This is a genomic window from Streptomyces sp. NBC_00568 (assembly GCF_026341855.1).
Lineage (GTDB): Bacteria > Actinomycetota > Actinomycetes > Streptomycetales > Streptomycetaceae > Streptomyces.
In genome coordinates this window covers 5,299,175-5,313,490 of record NZ_JAPENW010000001.1, presented here as the reverse complement: position 1 = coordinate 5,313,490, position 14,316 = coordinate 5,299,175, and the positions used below count along the sequence as shown (strand labels likewise).

General features: G+C 72.3%; 13 protein-coding genes and 1 pseudogene. 8 read left to right on the top strand and 6 right to left on the bottom strand.

Annotated features, from left to right (window positions below; all coding sequences use genetic code 11):
• Positions 1–7 precede the first annotated feature (7 nt).
• From OOK38_RS23020 to OOK38_RS23005, 4 genes and pseudogenes are all read left to right on the top strand, one after another.
• Positions 8–760: an enoyl-CoA hydratase family protein gene (locus tag OOK38_RS23020; RefSeq protein ID WP_266757636.1), complete on the top strand. Its 753-nt coding sequence runs from the start codon at positions 8–10 to the stop codon at positions 758–760.
• A complete protein-coding gene (locus tag OOK38_RS23015; protein ID WP_266848776.1) occupies positions 757–1,623 on the top strand; it encodes a CoA transferase subunit A in 867 nt (288 codons plus the stop codon). Before OOK38_RS23020 ends, OOK38_RS23015 begins: the two co-directional genes overlap by 4 nt.
• Positions 1,620–2,342 (top strand): annotated as a pseudogene (locus tag OOK38_RS23010) (CoA-transferase subunit beta); the annotation flags it as partial. The gene OOK38_RS23015 and the pseudogene OOK38_RS23010, both read left to right, overlap by 4 nt.
• Before the next feature lie 209 nt (positions 2,343–2,551).
• Complete coding sequence (locus OOK38_RS23005) at positions 2,552–3,646, top strand: nitronate monooxygenase family protein (RefSeq protein ID WP_266757640.1); 1,095 nt, start codon at positions 2,552–2,554, stop codon at positions 3,644–3,646.
• A 33-nt stretch (positions 3,647–3,679) separates the two neighbouring features.
• Here OOK38_RS23005 and OOK38_RS23000 read toward each other — a convergent pair whose 3' ends face one another.
• Genes OOK38_RS23000 through OOK38_RS22990 form a run of 3 tightly spaced genes read right to left on the bottom strand, consistent with a single transcriptional unit; the run spans position 3,680 to position 6,293 of the window.
• Positions 3,680–4,837 carry an acetyl-CoA C-acetyltransferase gene (locus OOK38_RS23000; RefSeq protein WP_266848774.1) on the bottom strand — a complete coding sequence of 386 codons (1,158 nt, stop codon included), beginning with the start codon at positions 4,835–4,837 and terminating at the stop codon, positions 3,680–3,682.
• A 31-nt stretch (positions 4,838–4,868) separates the two neighbouring features.
• Positions 4,869–5,486 carry a TetR/AcrR family transcriptional regulator gene (locus OOK38_RS22995; RefSeq protein WP_266757644.1) on the bottom strand — a complete coding sequence of 206 codons (618 nt, stop codon included), beginning with the start codon at positions 5,484–5,486 and terminating at the stop codon, positions 4,869–4,871.
• Between the two features lie 15 nt (positions 5,487–5,501).
• Entirely contained in the window at positions 5,502–6,293 is a 792-nt protein-coding gene (locus OOK38_RS22990; RefSeq protein WP_266757646.1) for an SDR family oxidoreductase, read from the bottom strand.
• A 128-nt stretch (positions 6,294–6,421) separates the two neighbouring features.
• On the opposite strand from OOK38_RS22990, the gene OOK38_RS22985 reads away from it, so the two are divergent.
• The gene (locus tag OOK38_RS22985; RefSeq protein ID WP_266757648.1) at positions 6,422–7,567 is read left to right on the top strand and encodes an acyl-CoA dehydrogenase family protein; all 1,146 of its coding nucleotides are present in this window, start codon (positions 6,422–6,424) and stop codon (positions 7,565–7,567) included.
• Positions 7,567–8,565: an acyl-CoA dehydrogenase family protein gene (locus OOK38_RS22980; RefSeq protein ID WP_266757650.1), complete on the top strand. Its 999-nt coding sequence runs from the start codon at positions 7,567–7,569 to the stop codon at positions 8,563–8,565. Before OOK38_RS22985 ends, OOK38_RS22980 begins: the two co-directional genes overlap by 1 nt.
• On the opposite strand, the gene OOK38_RS22975 is transcribed toward OOK38_RS22980, so the two are convergent.
• The 3 genes from OOK38_RS22975 to OOK38_RS22965 all read right to left on the bottom strand — a co-directional run bounded on the left by OOK38_RS22975 (position 8,540) and on the right by OOK38_RS22965 (position 11,719).
• The gene (locus OOK38_RS22975) at positions 8,540–10,165 is read right to left on the bottom strand and encodes a cytochrome bc complex cytochrome b subunit (RefSeq protein WP_266757652.1); all 1,626 of its coding nucleotides are present in this window, start codon (positions 10,163–10,165) and stop codon (positions 8,540–8,542) included. The two genes, OOK38_RS22980 and OOK38_RS22975, sit on opposite strands and share 26 nt — an antisense overlap.
• 283 nt (positions 10,166–10,448) lie before the next feature.
• Positions 10,449–11,003, bottom strand: a complete 555-nt coding sequence (locus OOK38_RS22970) for a HutD family protein (RefSeq protein WP_266757654.1) — start codon at positions 11,001–11,003, stop codon at positions 10,449–10,451.
• Positions 11,000–11,719: a VWA domain-containing protein gene (locus OOK38_RS22965; RefSeq protein WP_266757656.1), complete on the bottom strand. Its 720-nt coding sequence runs from the start codon at positions 11,717–11,719 to the stop codon at positions 11,000–11,002. The genes OOK38_RS22970 and OOK38_RS22965 overlap by 4 nt, the downstream gene beginning before the upstream one ends.
• 171 nt (positions 11,720–11,890) lie before the next feature.
• Here OOK38_RS22965 and OOK38_RS22960 point away from each other — a divergent pair, with 171 nt between their 5' ends.
• Together OOK38_RS22960 and OOK38_RS22955 are read left to right on the top strand one after the other, a co-directional pair.
• Complete coding sequence (locus tag OOK38_RS22960) at positions 11,891–12,811, top strand: rhomboid family intramembrane serine protease (RefSeq protein WP_266848772.1); 921 nt, start codon at positions 11,891–11,893, stop codon at positions 12,809–12,811.
• Between the two features lie 377 nt (positions 12,812–13,188).
• On the top strand, positions 13,189–14,088 hold the full coding sequence (locus OOK38_RS22955; protein ID WP_266757660.1) for a chitosanase: 900 nt from the start codon (positions 13,189–13,191) through the stop codon (positions 14,086–14,088).
• Positions 14,089–14,316: the final 228 nt, after the last annotated feature.

Here is a 14,316-nt window from a genome sequence, read left to right as displayed (position 1 = left end):
TGTGCCCATGGGTGTCTCCACCTCGTCCCCGGAAAAGGGGATTTCCGTCGTCACGGTCGACTACCCGCCGGTGAACGCGCTGCCGGTGCGGGGCTGGTTCGACCTCGCCGACGCCGTGCGCGCGGCCGGCCGCGACCCCGGGATCCGCTGCGTCGTCCTGACCGCCGAGGGACGCGGTTTCAACGCGGGCGTCGACATCAAGGAGATGCAGCGCGACACCACCGGTCACGGCGCGCTGATCGGCGCCAACCGAGGCTGCTCCGAGGCCTTCGCCGCGGTGTACGACTGCGAGGTCCCCGTCGTCGCGGCGGTGCACGGCTTCTGCCTGGGCGGCGGCATAGGGCTCGTGGGGAACGCGGACGCGATCGTGGCGAGCGAGGACGCCACCTTCGGCCTGCCCGAGCTGGACCGGGGCGCACTCGGCGCCGCCACGCATCTGGCCCGTCTCGTCCCGCAGCACCTGATGCGCGCCCTGTACTACACCTCGCGCACGGCGACCGCGGCCGAGCTGCACACCCACGGCTCGGTGTGGAGGGTCGTACCGCGCGGGGAACTGCCCGCGGCCGCGCTGGAACTGGCGCGCGAGATAGCCGCCAAGGACGGGCATCTCATCCGGCTGGCCAAGGCCGCCATCAACGGCATCGATCCCGTCGACGTGCGCCGCAGCTACCGCTTCGAGCAGGGCTTCACCTTCGAGGCCAATCTCAGCGGGATCGCCGACCGCGTCCGCGACACCTTCGGCAAGGAGGCCCACCGGTGAGCGACAAGACCATGTCGGTGCGGGACGTCGTGGGCCGCCTGGAGAGCGGGATGACCCTCGGCATCGGCGGCTGGGGCTCACGCCGCAAACCGATGGCCCTGGTCAGAGCGCTGCTCCGCACCGGGATCACCGATCTCACCGTCGTCGCGTACGGCGGCCCGGACGTCGGCCTGCTCGCCGCCGCCGGACGGATCCGCACCCTGGTCACCGCCTTCGCGACCCTCGACTCCATCCCGCTCGAACCGCACTACCGCGCGGCCCGTGAGCGTGGCGCGTTCGAGCTGACGGAGGTCGACGAGGCGATGTTCATGTGGGGGCTGCACGCCGCGGCGAACCGGCTGCCGTTCCTCCCGGTGCGCGCGGGGCTCGGCTCGGACGTGATGCGGGTCAACCCGGAGCTGAGGACGGTCACTTCGCCCTATCCCGACGCGGCCACCGGGATACGGGAGGAGCTGGTCGCCATGCCCGCGCTGCGCCTGGACGCGGCGCTGGTCCACATGAACCGGGCGGACCGGCTCGGCAACGGCCAGTACCTGGGACCGGACCCGTATTTCGACGACCTGTTCTGCGAGGCCGCGGACACGGCGTACGTCTCCTGCGAGCGGATCGTCGACACGGCGGAGCTGACCAAGGAGGCCGCGCCGCAGACCCTGCTGCTCCGGCGGTCGGCCGTCACGGGTGTGGTGGAGACGCCGAGCGGCGCGCACTTCACCTCGTGCGTCCCGGACTACGGGCGGGACGAGGCCTTCCAGAAGCTGTACGCGACCACGCCGTACACCGAGTTCGCCGAGCGCTTCCTCGGCGGCGACGAACACGCCTATCAGGGGGCCGTCCAGGCCTGGCGGAAGGAGCGGGACCAGTGAGCGTCGGTCGAGCCGAGTACTGCGTGATCGCCTGTGCCGAGGCCTGGCGGGACAACGGCGAGGTGCTCGCCAGCCCCATGGGCCTGATCCCGTCCATCGGCGCCCGGCTGGCCCGGAGCACCTTCTCGCCCGATCTGCTGCTGACCGACGGCGAGGCGCTGCTCGTCGGCCCCGGCGGCACCACCGAGGGCTGGCTGCCGTACCGCGGGCATCTGACGGCGGTGACCGGCGGGCGGCGGCACGTGATGATGGGCGCGAGCCAGATCGACCGCTTCGGCAACCAGAACATCTCCTGCGTCGGCGACTGGTCCCGGCCCCGGCGCCAGCTGCTGGGTGTGCGCGGGGCCCCGGTCAACACCCTCAACAATCCGACCAGTTACTGGATCCCGAAGCACTCTCCGCGCGTCTTCGTGGAGCGGGTCGACATGGTGTGCGGGGTGGGGTACGACCGGGCCGCCGCCGCGGGGCCGAGCGCCACCCGCTTCCATCGCCTCCCCCGGGTGGTGACCGACCTCGCCGTCCTCGACTTCGCGACGCCCGACCATTCGATGCGGCTGGCCTCCGTGCACCCGGGCGTCACCCCCGAGCAGGTCCGGGAGGCCACGGGGTTCGAGCTGACGATCCCGGACGAGGTCCCGTTCACCCGCGAACCGACCGCGGAGGAGCTGGAGTTGATCCGCGCGGTGCTCGACCCGAAGAGCCTGCGGGATCGGGAGGTACCCGACCCGGGGCGCGGCGCGGGAGGCCGGGAGACGCCTGGCGGGACGAACACCGGACGAGACCGGGAGACACCTGGCGGGACCGGCGGCGCACGGGACCGGATGCCGTCCGGCGGGACCGGCGCCGCACAGGACCGGGAGGCGTCCGGCGGCGGCAGCCGTACTCGGGGCCGGGGCCTCCCCGGTGGTCCGGGCGGGGGCGGGTGCTGATGGAGACCGCGCTGACCGGGCTCGTCGGGGTCAGGCATCCCATCGTGCAGACCGGCATGGGCTGGGTGGCGGGGCCCCGCCTGGTCTCGGCGACGGCGAACGCGGGCGCGCTGGGCATCCTGGCCTCCGCGACGATGACCCTCGACCAGCTCCGTGACGCCGTGAAGGAGGTCAAGTCCCGTACGGACCGGCCCTTCGGCGTGAATCTGCGCGCCGACGCCGGGGACGCCGGCGACCGGGTGCGGATCATCGTCGACGAGGGCGTGCGGGTCGCGTCGTTCGCGCTCGCCCCCTCCCGCGAGCTGATCGCCGAGCTGAAGGAGGCGGGCGTGATCGTGGTGCCGTCGGTCGGCGCCCGGCGGCACGCCGAGAAGGTGGCCGCCTGGGGCGCCGACGCGGTGATCGTGCAGGGCGGCGAGGGCGGCGGTCACACCGGAGAGGTGGCGACGAGCGTGCTGCTGCCGCAGGTGGTGGACGCCGTGGACATCCCGGTGGTGGCGGCGGGCGGCTTCCACGACGGGCGGGGGCTGGTGGCGGCGCTGGCCTACGGGGCGGCGGGCATAGCGATGGGCACGCGTTTCCTGCTGACCTCCGACTCGACCGTCCCCGACGCGGTGAAGGCGCGGTATCTGGCGGCGACGGTCAAGGACGTCACGCTGACGACGGCCGTCGACGGGCTGCCGCACCGCATGCTCCGCAGTGAGCTCGTCGACGCGATGGAGCGGGCGGGCCGCACGCGGGCCCTCGTCCGGGCCGTGCGCCGCGCGGCCGGGTTCCGGCGGATCTCCGGCCTCTCCTGGTCCCGGATGATCAGCGACGGCCTCGCCATGAAACACGGCAGGGACCTGTCGTGGAGTCAGGTCCTGCTCGCCGCGAACACGCCGATGCTGCTCAAGTCGTCGATGGTGGACGGCCGGACGGATCTCGGGGTGATGGCGTCGGGTCAGGTCGCGGGAGTGATCGAGGATCTGCCGTCGTGCGCGGAGCTGGTCGATCGGGTGATGGCACAGGCCCGCGCGACGCTCGACGCCCTTCCCCGCACGGGCGACCAGGCCCTCACGGCAGGGGACGCCCCCGCTGGCCCGGACGGGTGAGCGCCCGGGCCGGCAGGGGTGGACGTCGGTTCCTCAGAGCCGTTCGATGATCGTCACGTTCGCCTGCCCGCCGCCCTCGCACATCGTCTGGAGTCCGAACCGGCCGCCCGTGCGCTCCAGTTCGTGCAGCAGGGTCGTCATCAGCCGCACGCCGGTGGCCCCGAGGGGGTGACCGAGGGCGATCGCGCCGCCGTTGACGTTGACCTTCTCCGGGTCGGCGCCGGTCTCCTTGAGCCAGGCGAGGACGACCGGGGCGAACGCCTCGTTGATCTCGACGAGATCGATGTCGCCGATGGACATGCCGGTCTTCTTCAGGGCGTACGCCGTGGCCGGGATGGGGGCGGAGAGCATCCGGACGGGGTCCTCGCCGCGCACCGAGAGGTGGTGCACACGGGCGCGGGGGGTCAGGCCGTGTTCGCGGACCGCCCGCTCGGAGGCGAGCAGCATCGCGGCGGCGCCGTCGGAGACCTGGGAGGAGCAGGCGGCGGTGATGGTGCCGCCCTCGACGACCGGGTTCAGTGCCGCCATCCTCTCCAGTGAGGTGTCCCGGCGCGGGCCCTCGTCGGCCGTGACCTCGCCGTGGGCGACGGTCTCGCGCGCGAAGCGGCCCTCGTCGACGGCGCGGATCGCCCGCCGGTGGGAGCGGAGGGCGAACTCCTCCTGATCGCGGCGGCTGATGCCCCACTTGGCGGCGATCAGCTCGGCGCCGTGGAACTGGTTGACGGGCTGGTCGCCGTAGCGCGCCCGCCAGCCCTCGCTGCCCGCGAAGGGTCCCTCGGTGAGGCCGAGCGGTTCGGCGGCCTGGCGGGAGGCGAAGGCGATGGGGATCTGGCTCATGTTCTGCACGCCGCCGGCGACGACCAGGTCCTGGGTGCCGGACAGGACCGCCTGGGCGGCGAAGTGCACGGCCTGCTGGGACGACCCGCACTGCCGGTCGACGGTCACCCCCGGCACCTCCTCGGGCAGTCCGGCCGCGAGCCAGCTGGTGCGGGCGATGTCCCCGGCCTGCGGCCCGACCGTGTCCAGGCAGCCGAAGACGACGTCCTCGACGGCCGCCGGGTCCACGCCGGACCGCTCGACCAGCGCCGTGAGGACGTGCGCGCCGAGGTCGGCCGGGTGGACTCCGCTCAGCCCTCCCCTGCGCCGCCCGACGGGCGTGCGGACCGCTTCGACGATGTAGGCCTCGGCCATGACGACTCCCTCGCGGACGTGAGTGGTGCGCTTACGGCTCCTCGCGGACGGAGATGCCGTCGAGCACCATCGACAGGTACTGCCGGGCGATCTCCTCCGGGCTGTGCTGACCGCCGGGCCGGTACCAGGAGGCGGCGACCCACACGGTGTCGCGCACGAACCGGTAGGTGAGGCGGATGTCGAGGTCGGCCCGGAAGACCTCGGCGTCGACACCGCGTTCCAGTGTGCTCAGCCACGCCTTCTCGAAGTTGCGCTGCGAGTCGGCGAGGAAGGCGAACCGCTGCTGGGCGGCGAGGTGCCGGGCTTCCTTCTGGTAGATCGCGACGGCCGCGCGGTGCCGGTCGATCTCCCGGAAGGATTCGGTGACCAGGGCCTCCAGGGTTTCCCGGGGGCCGAGTCCGGCGTCCAGGACGGTGTCGTAGCCGTCCCAGAGCTCGTCGAGGAAGGTCCGCAGGATCTCCTCCAGCATCGATTCCTTGGAGTCGAAGTGGTAGTAGAGACTGCCCGCGAGCATCCCGGCCTCGTCCGCGATCTTGCGTACGGTGGTGGCGTTGTAGCCCTGCTCGGCGAACACCTCGGCGGCGGTGCCGAGCAGTTCGCGGCGGCGCTCCGGGGTGGCGGTCACCTGGGGCTTCTTCTTGGTAGGCACACGGTCATTGTGGTCCTATGCGTGCTGGCTGCTCACGGACACGACCTCGCCGGTGAGATACGAGGAGTAGCCGGAGGCGAGGAACACGATCACGTTGGCGATCTCCCAGGGCTCGGCGTACCGGCCGAAGGCCTCGCGGGCGGTCAGTTCCTCCAGCAGTTCGGGGGTGGTCACCTTCACCAGGTGCGGGTGCATGGCGAGGCTGGGCGAGACGGCGTTGACCCGCACCCCGTAGGCGGCGGCCTCGATCGCGGCGCACCGGGTGAGCGCCATGACGCCCGCTTTCGCGGCGGCGTAGTGGGCCTGTCCGGACTGGGCGCGCCAGCCGACGACGGAGGCGTTGTTGACGACGACTCCGCCGTCACCGCGCTCCTTGAGCCGTCGCAGCGCGGCCCGGGTGCACCGGAAGGTGCCGTTCAGTGTCACGTCGAGGACCTTCGACCATTGCTCGTCGGTCATGTCGACGAGGGGTGAGGTGCCGCCGAGGCCCGCGTTGTTGACGACGATGTCGAGTCGGCCGTGGAGCTCCGCGGCGGTGTCGAAGAGGGCCTGGACCTGGTCCTCCTCGGTGACGTCGCAGGGCAGGGCGGCGACCGCCTCGGCGCCGAACTCCCCGGCGAGGGTGCCGGCGGTCTCCTTGAGCCGGCGTGCGTGCGCGTCGCTGATCAGCACACGCGCGCCCTCCTCCAGGAACCGGCGGGCCGTGGCCCCGCCGATGCCCGCGCCGGCGGCGGCGGTGATGACGGCGGTGCGGCCCTTCAGCAGCCCGTGCCCGGGTATGTACGCCGGACTCTCGACGTCGCTCATGACCCCAAGCTAACCTACCAAACACTTGTTAGGGAAGGTTGCCGTCACTCCCGGAGCCGACCGCCGTCCGGGCCGACCGCCGTCCGGGCCCACCTCCGTCCGGAGTCCGCCGCCGAAAGGTGCCGTCGATGGATCTCACCCGCTCCCCCGCCGACGAGGCGTTCCGCGCCGAGGCCCGCGCCTGGCTGGACGCGCATGTCCCGGCGGTGCCGCTGCCCTCCCTGGAGACCGCGGAGGGGTTCGCCGCGCACCGGGGGTGGGAGGCCGAACTGGCGGCGGACCGCTGGTCGGTGGTGTCGTGGCCGTCGGCGTACGGCGGCCGGGACGCGGACCTCGTGCGCTGGCTGGACTTCGAGGAGGAGTACCACGCGGCGGGCGCGCCCGGCCGGGTCGGGCAGAACGGCGTCAGCCTGCTCGCGCCGACCCTCTTCGACCACGGCACCCCGGAGCAACGGGAGCGTGTGCTGCCGCCGATGGCGACCGGCGAGGTGGTCTGGGCGCAGGCGTGGTCCGAGCCGGAGGCGGGTTCGGACCTGGCCTCGCTGACCTCGCGGGCCGTGCGCGCGGACGGCGGCTGGCGCTTGAGCGGACAGAAGACCTGGTCGTCGCGGGCCGCGTTCGCCGACCGTGCCTTCGGCCTGTTCCGCAGCGAGCCCGGCCTGCCGAAACCCCATCAGGGCCTGACGTATCTGATGTTCGACCTGCGCGCGCCGGGCGTGACGGTCCGCCCCATCGGCCGGCTGGACGGCAGGCCGGCCTTCGCCGAGCTGTTCCTGGACGACGTGTTCGTGCCGGACGAGGACGTGATCGGCGAGCCGGGGCAGGGCTGGCGGGTGGCCATGTCGACGGCGGGCAACGAACGGGGGCTGACGCTGCGTTCGCCGGGTCGTTTCCTGGCGGCCGCCGACCGGCTGGCCGCGTTGTGGCGCACCCACGGCGATCCGTCCGACTCGGCCCTGCGCGACAGGGTGGCCGACGCGGTGATCGGCGCCCGCGCCTACCAGCTGTTCACCTACGCCAACGCCTCCCGGTTCCTCGAGGGCGAGAACATCGGTCCGGAGTCCAGTCTGAACAAGGTGTTCTGGTCGGAGCTCGACATCGCGCTGCACGAGACGGCACTCGATCTGCTGGGTCCCGAGGGCGAGTTGGCGGACACCGAATGGTCCGAGGGCCATGTCTTCTCGCTCGCGGGCCCGATCTACGCGGGCACCAACGAGATCCAGCGCGACATCATCGCCGAGCGGCTGCTCGGCCTCCCGAAGGGCCGCCGCTGATGCGTTTCCTCCTCGACGCCGAGCAGCGCGCCTTCGCCGCCTCCCTGGACGCGATGCTGGCGTCCGCGGACACTCCCTCGGCCGTGCGGGCGTGGGCCACCGGCGACCACGCGCCCGGCCGGGCCCTGTGGTCGCGGCTCGCCGAGGCGGGCGTCTTCGCGCTGGCCGTCCCGGAGGCGTACGAGGGTGTGGGACTCCTGCCCGTCGAACTGGCCGTCGCTTTCGTGGAGTCGGGTCGGCACGCGGTGCCGGGCCCGGTGGTGGAGACGGTCGCCGCGGCCGTCCTGCTGAGCGAGCTGGGCGACCTGGGTGAGACGGGCCCGGCCGAGCGGCTGCTGCCGGGGCTGGCCTCGGGCAAGAGCGTCGCGACGTTCGCCCCGGCCGGCGCGTACGCGCTCGACGCGGACGCGGCGGCGGCGCTGCTCGTCGTGGAGGGCGAGACGCTGCGCCGCGCGCCCGGACACGGGCCGGTGCGCGCGTCCGTGGACCCCTCCCGGCGGCTCGCCCTGCCCGAGGCCGGTGGCGAACTCCTCGCCACCGGCCCGCAGGTCACCCGTGCCGCCCGCCGGGCCCTGACCTGGGCCCGGCTCGCCACCGCCGCCCAGGCCCTCGGCGTCGGTCTCGCGCTCCTCGACCGGACCGTCGCGTACGTCGGGCAGCGCACCCAGTTCGGGGTTCCCGTCGGCTCGTTCCAGGCGGTCAAGCACCGGCTCGCGGACGCGACGATCGCCCTGGAGTTCGCGCGTCCCCTGCTGTTCGGGGCCGCCCTGTCGATGGCCCCGGCCGAGGTGGCCGCCGCGAAGGTCACAGCATGCGAGGCCGCGTACGCCACGGCCCGGACGGCGTTGCAGCTGCACGGGGCGATCGGTTACACGGCCGAGTACGACCTGTCCCTCTGGTTCACCAGGGCCCGCGCCCTGCGGACGGCCTGGGGCACCCCGGCCGAGTGCAGGGCCGAGGCGCTGGCCGGTCTCAGTGGTGGTGGTCCTCGCTCGTGATCTCCCGGTACTCCTCGGCGGTCGGTTTCGGGATCCGGGTGCCGGGCCCGTACAGGGCGCGCGCCAGCCGGGCGCGCAGCCTCCGGGCCGGGCCGACCCGGCGGACCACGCCGTTCGCGTCGACCAGCGGGCCCACCTCGTACGGCGGGGCCTGTTCGTGCTGGGTGAGGGTGAACCGCTGGGCCGGGGTGAGCGGTTCGTGGACCTCGACGTACTCGCCGTGCGGCAGGCGCTTGATGGTGCCGGACTCGCGTCCGTGCAGCACCTTGTCGCGGTCGGCGCGTTGCAGCCCGAGGCAGATCCTCTTCGTGACGACGTAGGCGAGCGCGGGTCCGGCGAACACGGCGACGCGGACGAACCAGGTGATCGCGTTGATCGACAGATGGAAGTGGGTGGCCCACAGGTCGTTGCCGCCGCCGACCAGCAGGACGGCGTACAGGGTGAGCCAGGCGACGCCGAGCGCGGTGCGCGTGGGCACGTTGCGCGGCCGGTCCAGGATGTGGTGCTCGCGCCGGTCGCCGGTGACCCAGGCCTCGATGAACGGGTAGACGGCGATGGCGGCCATGATGAGCGGGAAGAGCGAGAAGGGGATGAAGACGCCCAACTGGAGTGTGTGGCCGAAGGCGTTGATCTCCCATCCCGGCATCACCCGGATCAGTCCCTCGGAGAAGCCGAGGTACCAGTCGGGCTGTGCGCCGGTGGTCACCAGGTCGGGGCGGTAGGGCCCGAAGGCCCACACGGGGTTGATGGTGGCGATCGCGCCCATGATCGACAGGACGCCGAAGACCAGGAAGAAGAAGCCGCCTGCCTTGGCCATGTAGACCGGCATGAACGGCATGCCGACGACCGACTTCTGGTCCCGTCCGGGCCCCGGGTACTGCGTGTGCTTGTGGTAGAAGACCAGGATCAGATGGGCGACCACCAGGCCCAGCATGATGCCCGGCAGCAGCAGGACGTGGATGGGGAAGAACCGCGGGATGATGTCGTGCCCCGGGAACTCCCCGCCGAAGAGGAAGAACGAGATGTACGTCCCCACGACGGGGATCGACAGGATGGCGCCCTGTGCGAAGCGGACGCCGGTGCCGGAGAGCAGGTCGTCGGGGAGCGAGTAGCCGGTCAGGCCGGTGATGAGGCCGAGCATCAACAGGGTCCAGCCGAAGAGCCAGTTGACCTCGCGCGGCTTGCGGAACGCGCCGGTGAAGAACACCCGCATCATGTGTACGAGCATCCCGGCGAGGAAGACGAGCGCCGCCCAGTGGTGGATCTGCCGGATCAGCAGTCCGCCGCGCACGTCGAAGCTGATGTCGAGCGTGGACTCGTACGCCCGCGTCATGACGATGCCGTTCAGCGGCCCGTAGGAGCCGTGGTAGACGACCTCGACGCCGCTGGGCTCGAAGAACAGGGTGAGATAGACGCCGGTGATGATCAGGACGAGGAAGCTGTAGAGGCAGACCTCGCCCAGCATGAACGACCAGTGGTCCGGGAAGACCTTGCGCATATTGGCCTTGGCCAGCGTGTAGAGGCCCAGCCGTCCGTCGGCCCAGTCGGCCAGCCGCTCCCCCTTGGCCGTCTCGGCCCGCCGCCGCTCACTCAAACTCATTCGCCCGCCCCCTCGGCCCTCAGGGTGGCACGCCCCTCGCCGGAAGCCAACGGTGCGACAGGCCAAGGGAGTTGCCTCGCCCCCTCCGCCCTTCCCTTCCCGTACCTGGGGGCTGCGCCCCCGGGCCCGCTTCGGCCTGACGGCCTCGTCCTCGATCGCCGGACGGGCTGGAACTTTCCAGCGCCGGACGCGAGAAGTCCAGCCCCTCCGGCGTCTGAGGAGCCGGGGCTTGGGGCAGCGCCCCCGGTGCGGAACGGGTAGGGGCGGAGGGGGCGCAAGACGTCTATGGGCCGACGCGGATCAACGCGGTGGGTCCGACCCCCCGGAGTGTGGCGGACTCCGCCGTGAGCAGCGCGGCGTCGTAGCGCCCGAGGGACAGCCCCGCGAGTTCCGCGGAGTCGCCGAGCGCGACGACCAGCACGGCCGGCCCGCCCGGCACGGGCACCCCGTCCTCGGGGAACAGCACGTCGACGCCGGGCACCGGCGAACCACCCCGGTTCCACATGACGTTGAGGTTCACGACCGGCCCCCCGAGCAGCCGGCACCCGGTGGGCAGGTCACCGGGAAAGCGGTGGGGCACGTACGGGGTGTCGACGAGCCGGCGGTCCTGCCCGACGGTCAGGTCCATCCCGGCGCCCTCGACCATGGTGAGGATCCGGTCCACCCCGGTGAAGGAGGAGAAGGGCCCGTCGGCGCCGACGTCGGCGAGGCTCACCCGCCACGCGAAGCCGGACATGTCCGCGCCCTCGGGCCGGACGACGATCTCCCGGGTGACCCCGCCGCCGTTCCTCCAGGGCACGGCGGTCCGTCCCGCGGCGGGCAGGAGGTGTGCGCTCATGTGACGATCCCGTGGGCCCGCGCGGCCGACAGCCACCGCGGGAACTCCGCGACGAGCCGGTCGTACAGCTCCTCGTCGCTCACCTTCCGCGGATCCGAACCGGCGTGGAAGAAACCGGCGTTGTCGACGACCCGTTTCCGCGGCACCGCCAACTCGTCGAGCTTGCGCAGGAACTCGAACTGCCGGCTGCCCGGGTCACCGAACCCTATGAACTGCCAGAACAGCGGCAGCCGGGCGGCCTTGCACAAGTACCGTTCGGCGGCGAGCTTGTTGATCGGCCCCCCGTCGGTCTGGAAGACGACGAGGGCCGGGGCCTTGGAGCCGCTGTCGAGGTAGTGGTCGATGACGGCGTCCATGGCGAGGTGATAGCTGGTCCTGCCCATGTGTCCGAGCCCGGCCGCGATCCGTTCGATCCTCCCCCGGTGGTTGTCGAGCGCGATGTCGGTGACCGCGTCGACGTCCGTGGAGAAGAAGACGACCGGGACGGTTCCGTCGTCGTCGAGATGGGCGGACAGACCGAGCACACGGTCGGCGAGGGCCTGCACGCTGCCGTCGTCGTAGTACGGCTTCATCGACCCCGAGTAGTCGACGACCAGGTACACGGCGGCCTGTTGCCCGCTCAGCCCGTGCTTGGTGAGGGAGACCCCGGCGCTCTTGTACGGGCCGACCAGCGCGGGCGCGGTCTCCTCGACCTTGGTGAGGCTGATTCCGGCCATGCGGGGCTCCCGTCGCGCGAGGGTTCGGAACGCCGAGATTACGTCACGGTGCGGGCCCCGCCGCTTCACGGACCCTGCCGTTCCCGACCGACGGGCCGGTTGGATATTTTGATCATCGCCGTCCCCACCGGCTCGCTGTTTCCCTTGCCCCCGTGTTCCGAGGAGCCGGCCGTGGAGTCCGAGTCCGCCGTCACCACCTGCTACCGCCATCCCAAGGTGGAGTCCCATGTGCGCTGCACCAGGTGCGACCGCTACATATGTCCCGGCTGCATGCGCGAGGCGGCCGTCGGCCACCAGTGCGTGGAGTGTGTGAAGGAGGGCGCGAAGTCCGTCCGGCAGGCCCGCACCGCCTTCGGCGGCCGGATCTCGACGGTGCCCGTGGTGACGTACGTCCTCATCGGCCTCAACGTGCTGGCCTATCTGGCCGAGCTGGTGCGCTCGTCGGTCGTGGACCGCTTCGAGATGCTCGGCGCCGGCCTGGTGGGCACGGACGGGGCGCACTATCTCTGGCAGGCCGTGCACACCCCGGACTACCACCCGGAGGGTGTCGTCGACGGGGAGTGGTACCGGCTGCTGACCGGTGCGTTCCTGCACATGCCGCCGACCGAGGGCACGTTCGGGATCGCGCACATCGTGATGAACATGTTCGCCCTGTGGAACATCGGCAGGATGGTCGAGACCCAGCTCGGCCGGGTCCGCTACCTCTCCCTGTATCTGCTGTCGACGCTCGGCGGCTCGGTCCTCGTGCTGCTGATCGCACCGGACGAGGCCGCGGTCGGCGCGTCGGGCGCGATCTTCGGCCTCGGTGCCGCGTACTACGTGATGACCCGCCGGCTCGGCGCGGACATGGGGAACGTCAACCGTTTCATGGCGGGCCTGCTGATCTGGCTGCTGATCTCGGCGGGGCTCACGTCCTGGCAGGGCCACCTGGGCGGCCTGCTGGCGGGCGGTGTCGTCACAGCGGCCTTCGCCTACGCTCCCCGGGACCGCCGGCGGGCGCCGATCCACGCGGCCGTGTGCGTGGGGCTTCTCACGCTGCTGGTCGTTCTCGCGGTGCTGAAGGTCTCGGCACTGCGGAGCGGTGCCGTGTAGCCCGGCACTGCGGAGCGGTGCCGTGCAGCCCGGCACCGGGCGGCGGCCGCCGGACCCTCCGCGGCAGGGGCCGCGGGCATGCCCCGAGGGTGCGGGTGGGCAGCGCGGGCCGCCCACCCCGGGGACGGAGGCGGAGAGCCCGGACGGCGGCCCCAAGGGCCGGAGAGCGGGACGGACGGCGGGTGCGGCAGGCTCCACGGGCCGCCGCGCCCGCGCTGCGGGCAGCGTCCGGTGGCCCTGTTCCGGACGCCGAGCCTGTCGCGCTCCGGGGGCGCACGCGTGGCGTATCCAGGGGCGCACGGTGTGGAGCGGGCCTGCGCACGTGTGGCCTACCCGGGCTGCACACCTGTACGCCGTCCCTGCGTACTCTGTGCGTCATGAAACGAGCGGGTTGCCTGATGTTCGCCGTCGTCCCCGTGCTGGTCACGGCGGCGGTCTACCTCGCCACGCCCGAGCACCCGGCCACGGCCGACGCCAAGCGCCCGGCGTCCGTGTCGCAGCAGGCCCGCGCCAAGGCCAAGGCGGACGCCGAGCGGGCGGCCGACGACGAGGTCGTCGCCGATCTGCCGCCGGGCCTCGCCGCTCCCAAGAAGAAGGAGCTGGCCCAGCAGCTCGTGGCGAGCGCCGAGAACTCCACGCTGAAGTGGCACGAGGCGTACGGCTACGTCGAGGACATCGGTGACGGCCAGGGCTACACGGCGGGCATCGTCGGCTTCTGCACCGGCACCCACGATCTGCTCACCCTCGTCGAGCGGTACACCAAGGCGCACCCGGACAACGGGCTCGCCCGCTATCTCCCGGCCCTGCGCGAGGTCGACGGCACGGACTCCCACGAGGGCCTGGACCCGGGCTTCCCCGCGGCCTGGCGCCACGAGGCCACGGTCGCCGCCTTCCGCGAGGCCCAGGACTCCGAACGCGACCGGGTGTACTTCGACCCCGCCGTCCGGCTCGCCAAGCTCGACGGCCTCGGCACGCTCGGCCAGTTCATCTACTACGACGCCATGGTGCTGCACGGTCCCGGCACCAGCGACAACAGCTTCTACGGCCTGCGCGACCGCGCCATGCGCGAGGCGGACCTCCCGTCCGAGGGCGGCGAGGAGAAGTCGTACCTCGACATCTTCCTGGACATCCGCCGCAAGGCGATGAAGTCCAAGAACCCGGACCGGGACACCACCCGCATCGACACGGCCCAGCGCCAGTTCCTGTACGACGGGAACCTCGACCTGCACACACCGCTGGAGTGGAAGGTGTACGGCGAGACCTACCGCGTGCCGTAGCACGGGACCCCGCCGCGTCCGACCGGCACGGTCGGACCGCCGGGCTCGCCGCGCCCGACCCGGCGCACTGGGCTCGGCCCGGGCACCCGCCTGGCTCGCCACCTCCGCCTCGCCACCTCCGCCTCGGCGAGCACCGCCGCCTTCGCGCATGCCCGATTCCCCTGCCCGCGCGGCAGGACGGGTGCCCGCGCCGACGGCACCGCGGTGAACTTCTCCTACCCCTGGGCG

Bases quoted from the DNA above. Each gene is read 5' to 3' on its own strand.
- OOK38_RS23020 (WP_266757636.1), top strand. From the start codon at position 8: ATGGGTGTCTCCACCTCGTCCCCGGAAAAGGGGATTTCCGTCGTCACG.
- OOK38_RS23005 (WP_266757640.1), top strand. From the start codon at position 2,552: ATGGAGACCGCGCTGACCGGGCTCGTCGGGGTCAGGCATCCCATCGTG.
- OOK38_RS23000 (WP_266848774.1), bottom strand. From the start codon at position 4,837: ATGGCCGAGGCCTACATCGTCGAAGCGGTCCGCACGCCCGTCGGGCGG.
- OOK38_RS22990 (WP_266757646.1), bottom strand. From the start codon at position 6,293: ATGAGCGACGTCGAGAGTCCGGCGTACATACCCGGGCACGGGCTGCTG.
- OOK38_RS22985 (WP_266757648.1), top strand. From the start codon at position 6,422: ATGGATCTCACCCGCTCCCCCGCCGACGAGGCGTTCCGCGCCGAGGCC.
- OOK38_RS22980 (WP_266757650.1), top strand. From the start codon at position 7,567: ATGCGTTTCCTCCTCGACGCCGAGCAGCGCGCCTTCGCCGCCTCCCTG.
- OOK38_RS22975 (WP_266757652.1), bottom strand. From the start codon at position 10,165: ATGAGTTTGAGTGAGCGGCGGCGGGCCGAGACGGCCAAGGGGGAGCGG.
- OOK38_RS22970 (WP_266757654.1), bottom strand. From the start codon at position 11,003: ATGAGCGCACACCTCCTGCCCGCCGCGGGACGGACCGCCGTGCCCTGG.
- OOK38_RS22965 (WP_266757656.1), bottom strand. From the start codon at position 11,719: ATGGCCGGAATCAGCCTCACCAAGGTCGAGGAGACCGCGCCCGCGCTG.
- OOK38_RS22955 (WP_266757660.1), top strand. From the start codon at position 13,189: ATGAAACGAGCGGGTTGCCTGATGTTCGCCGTCGTCCCCGTGCTGGTC.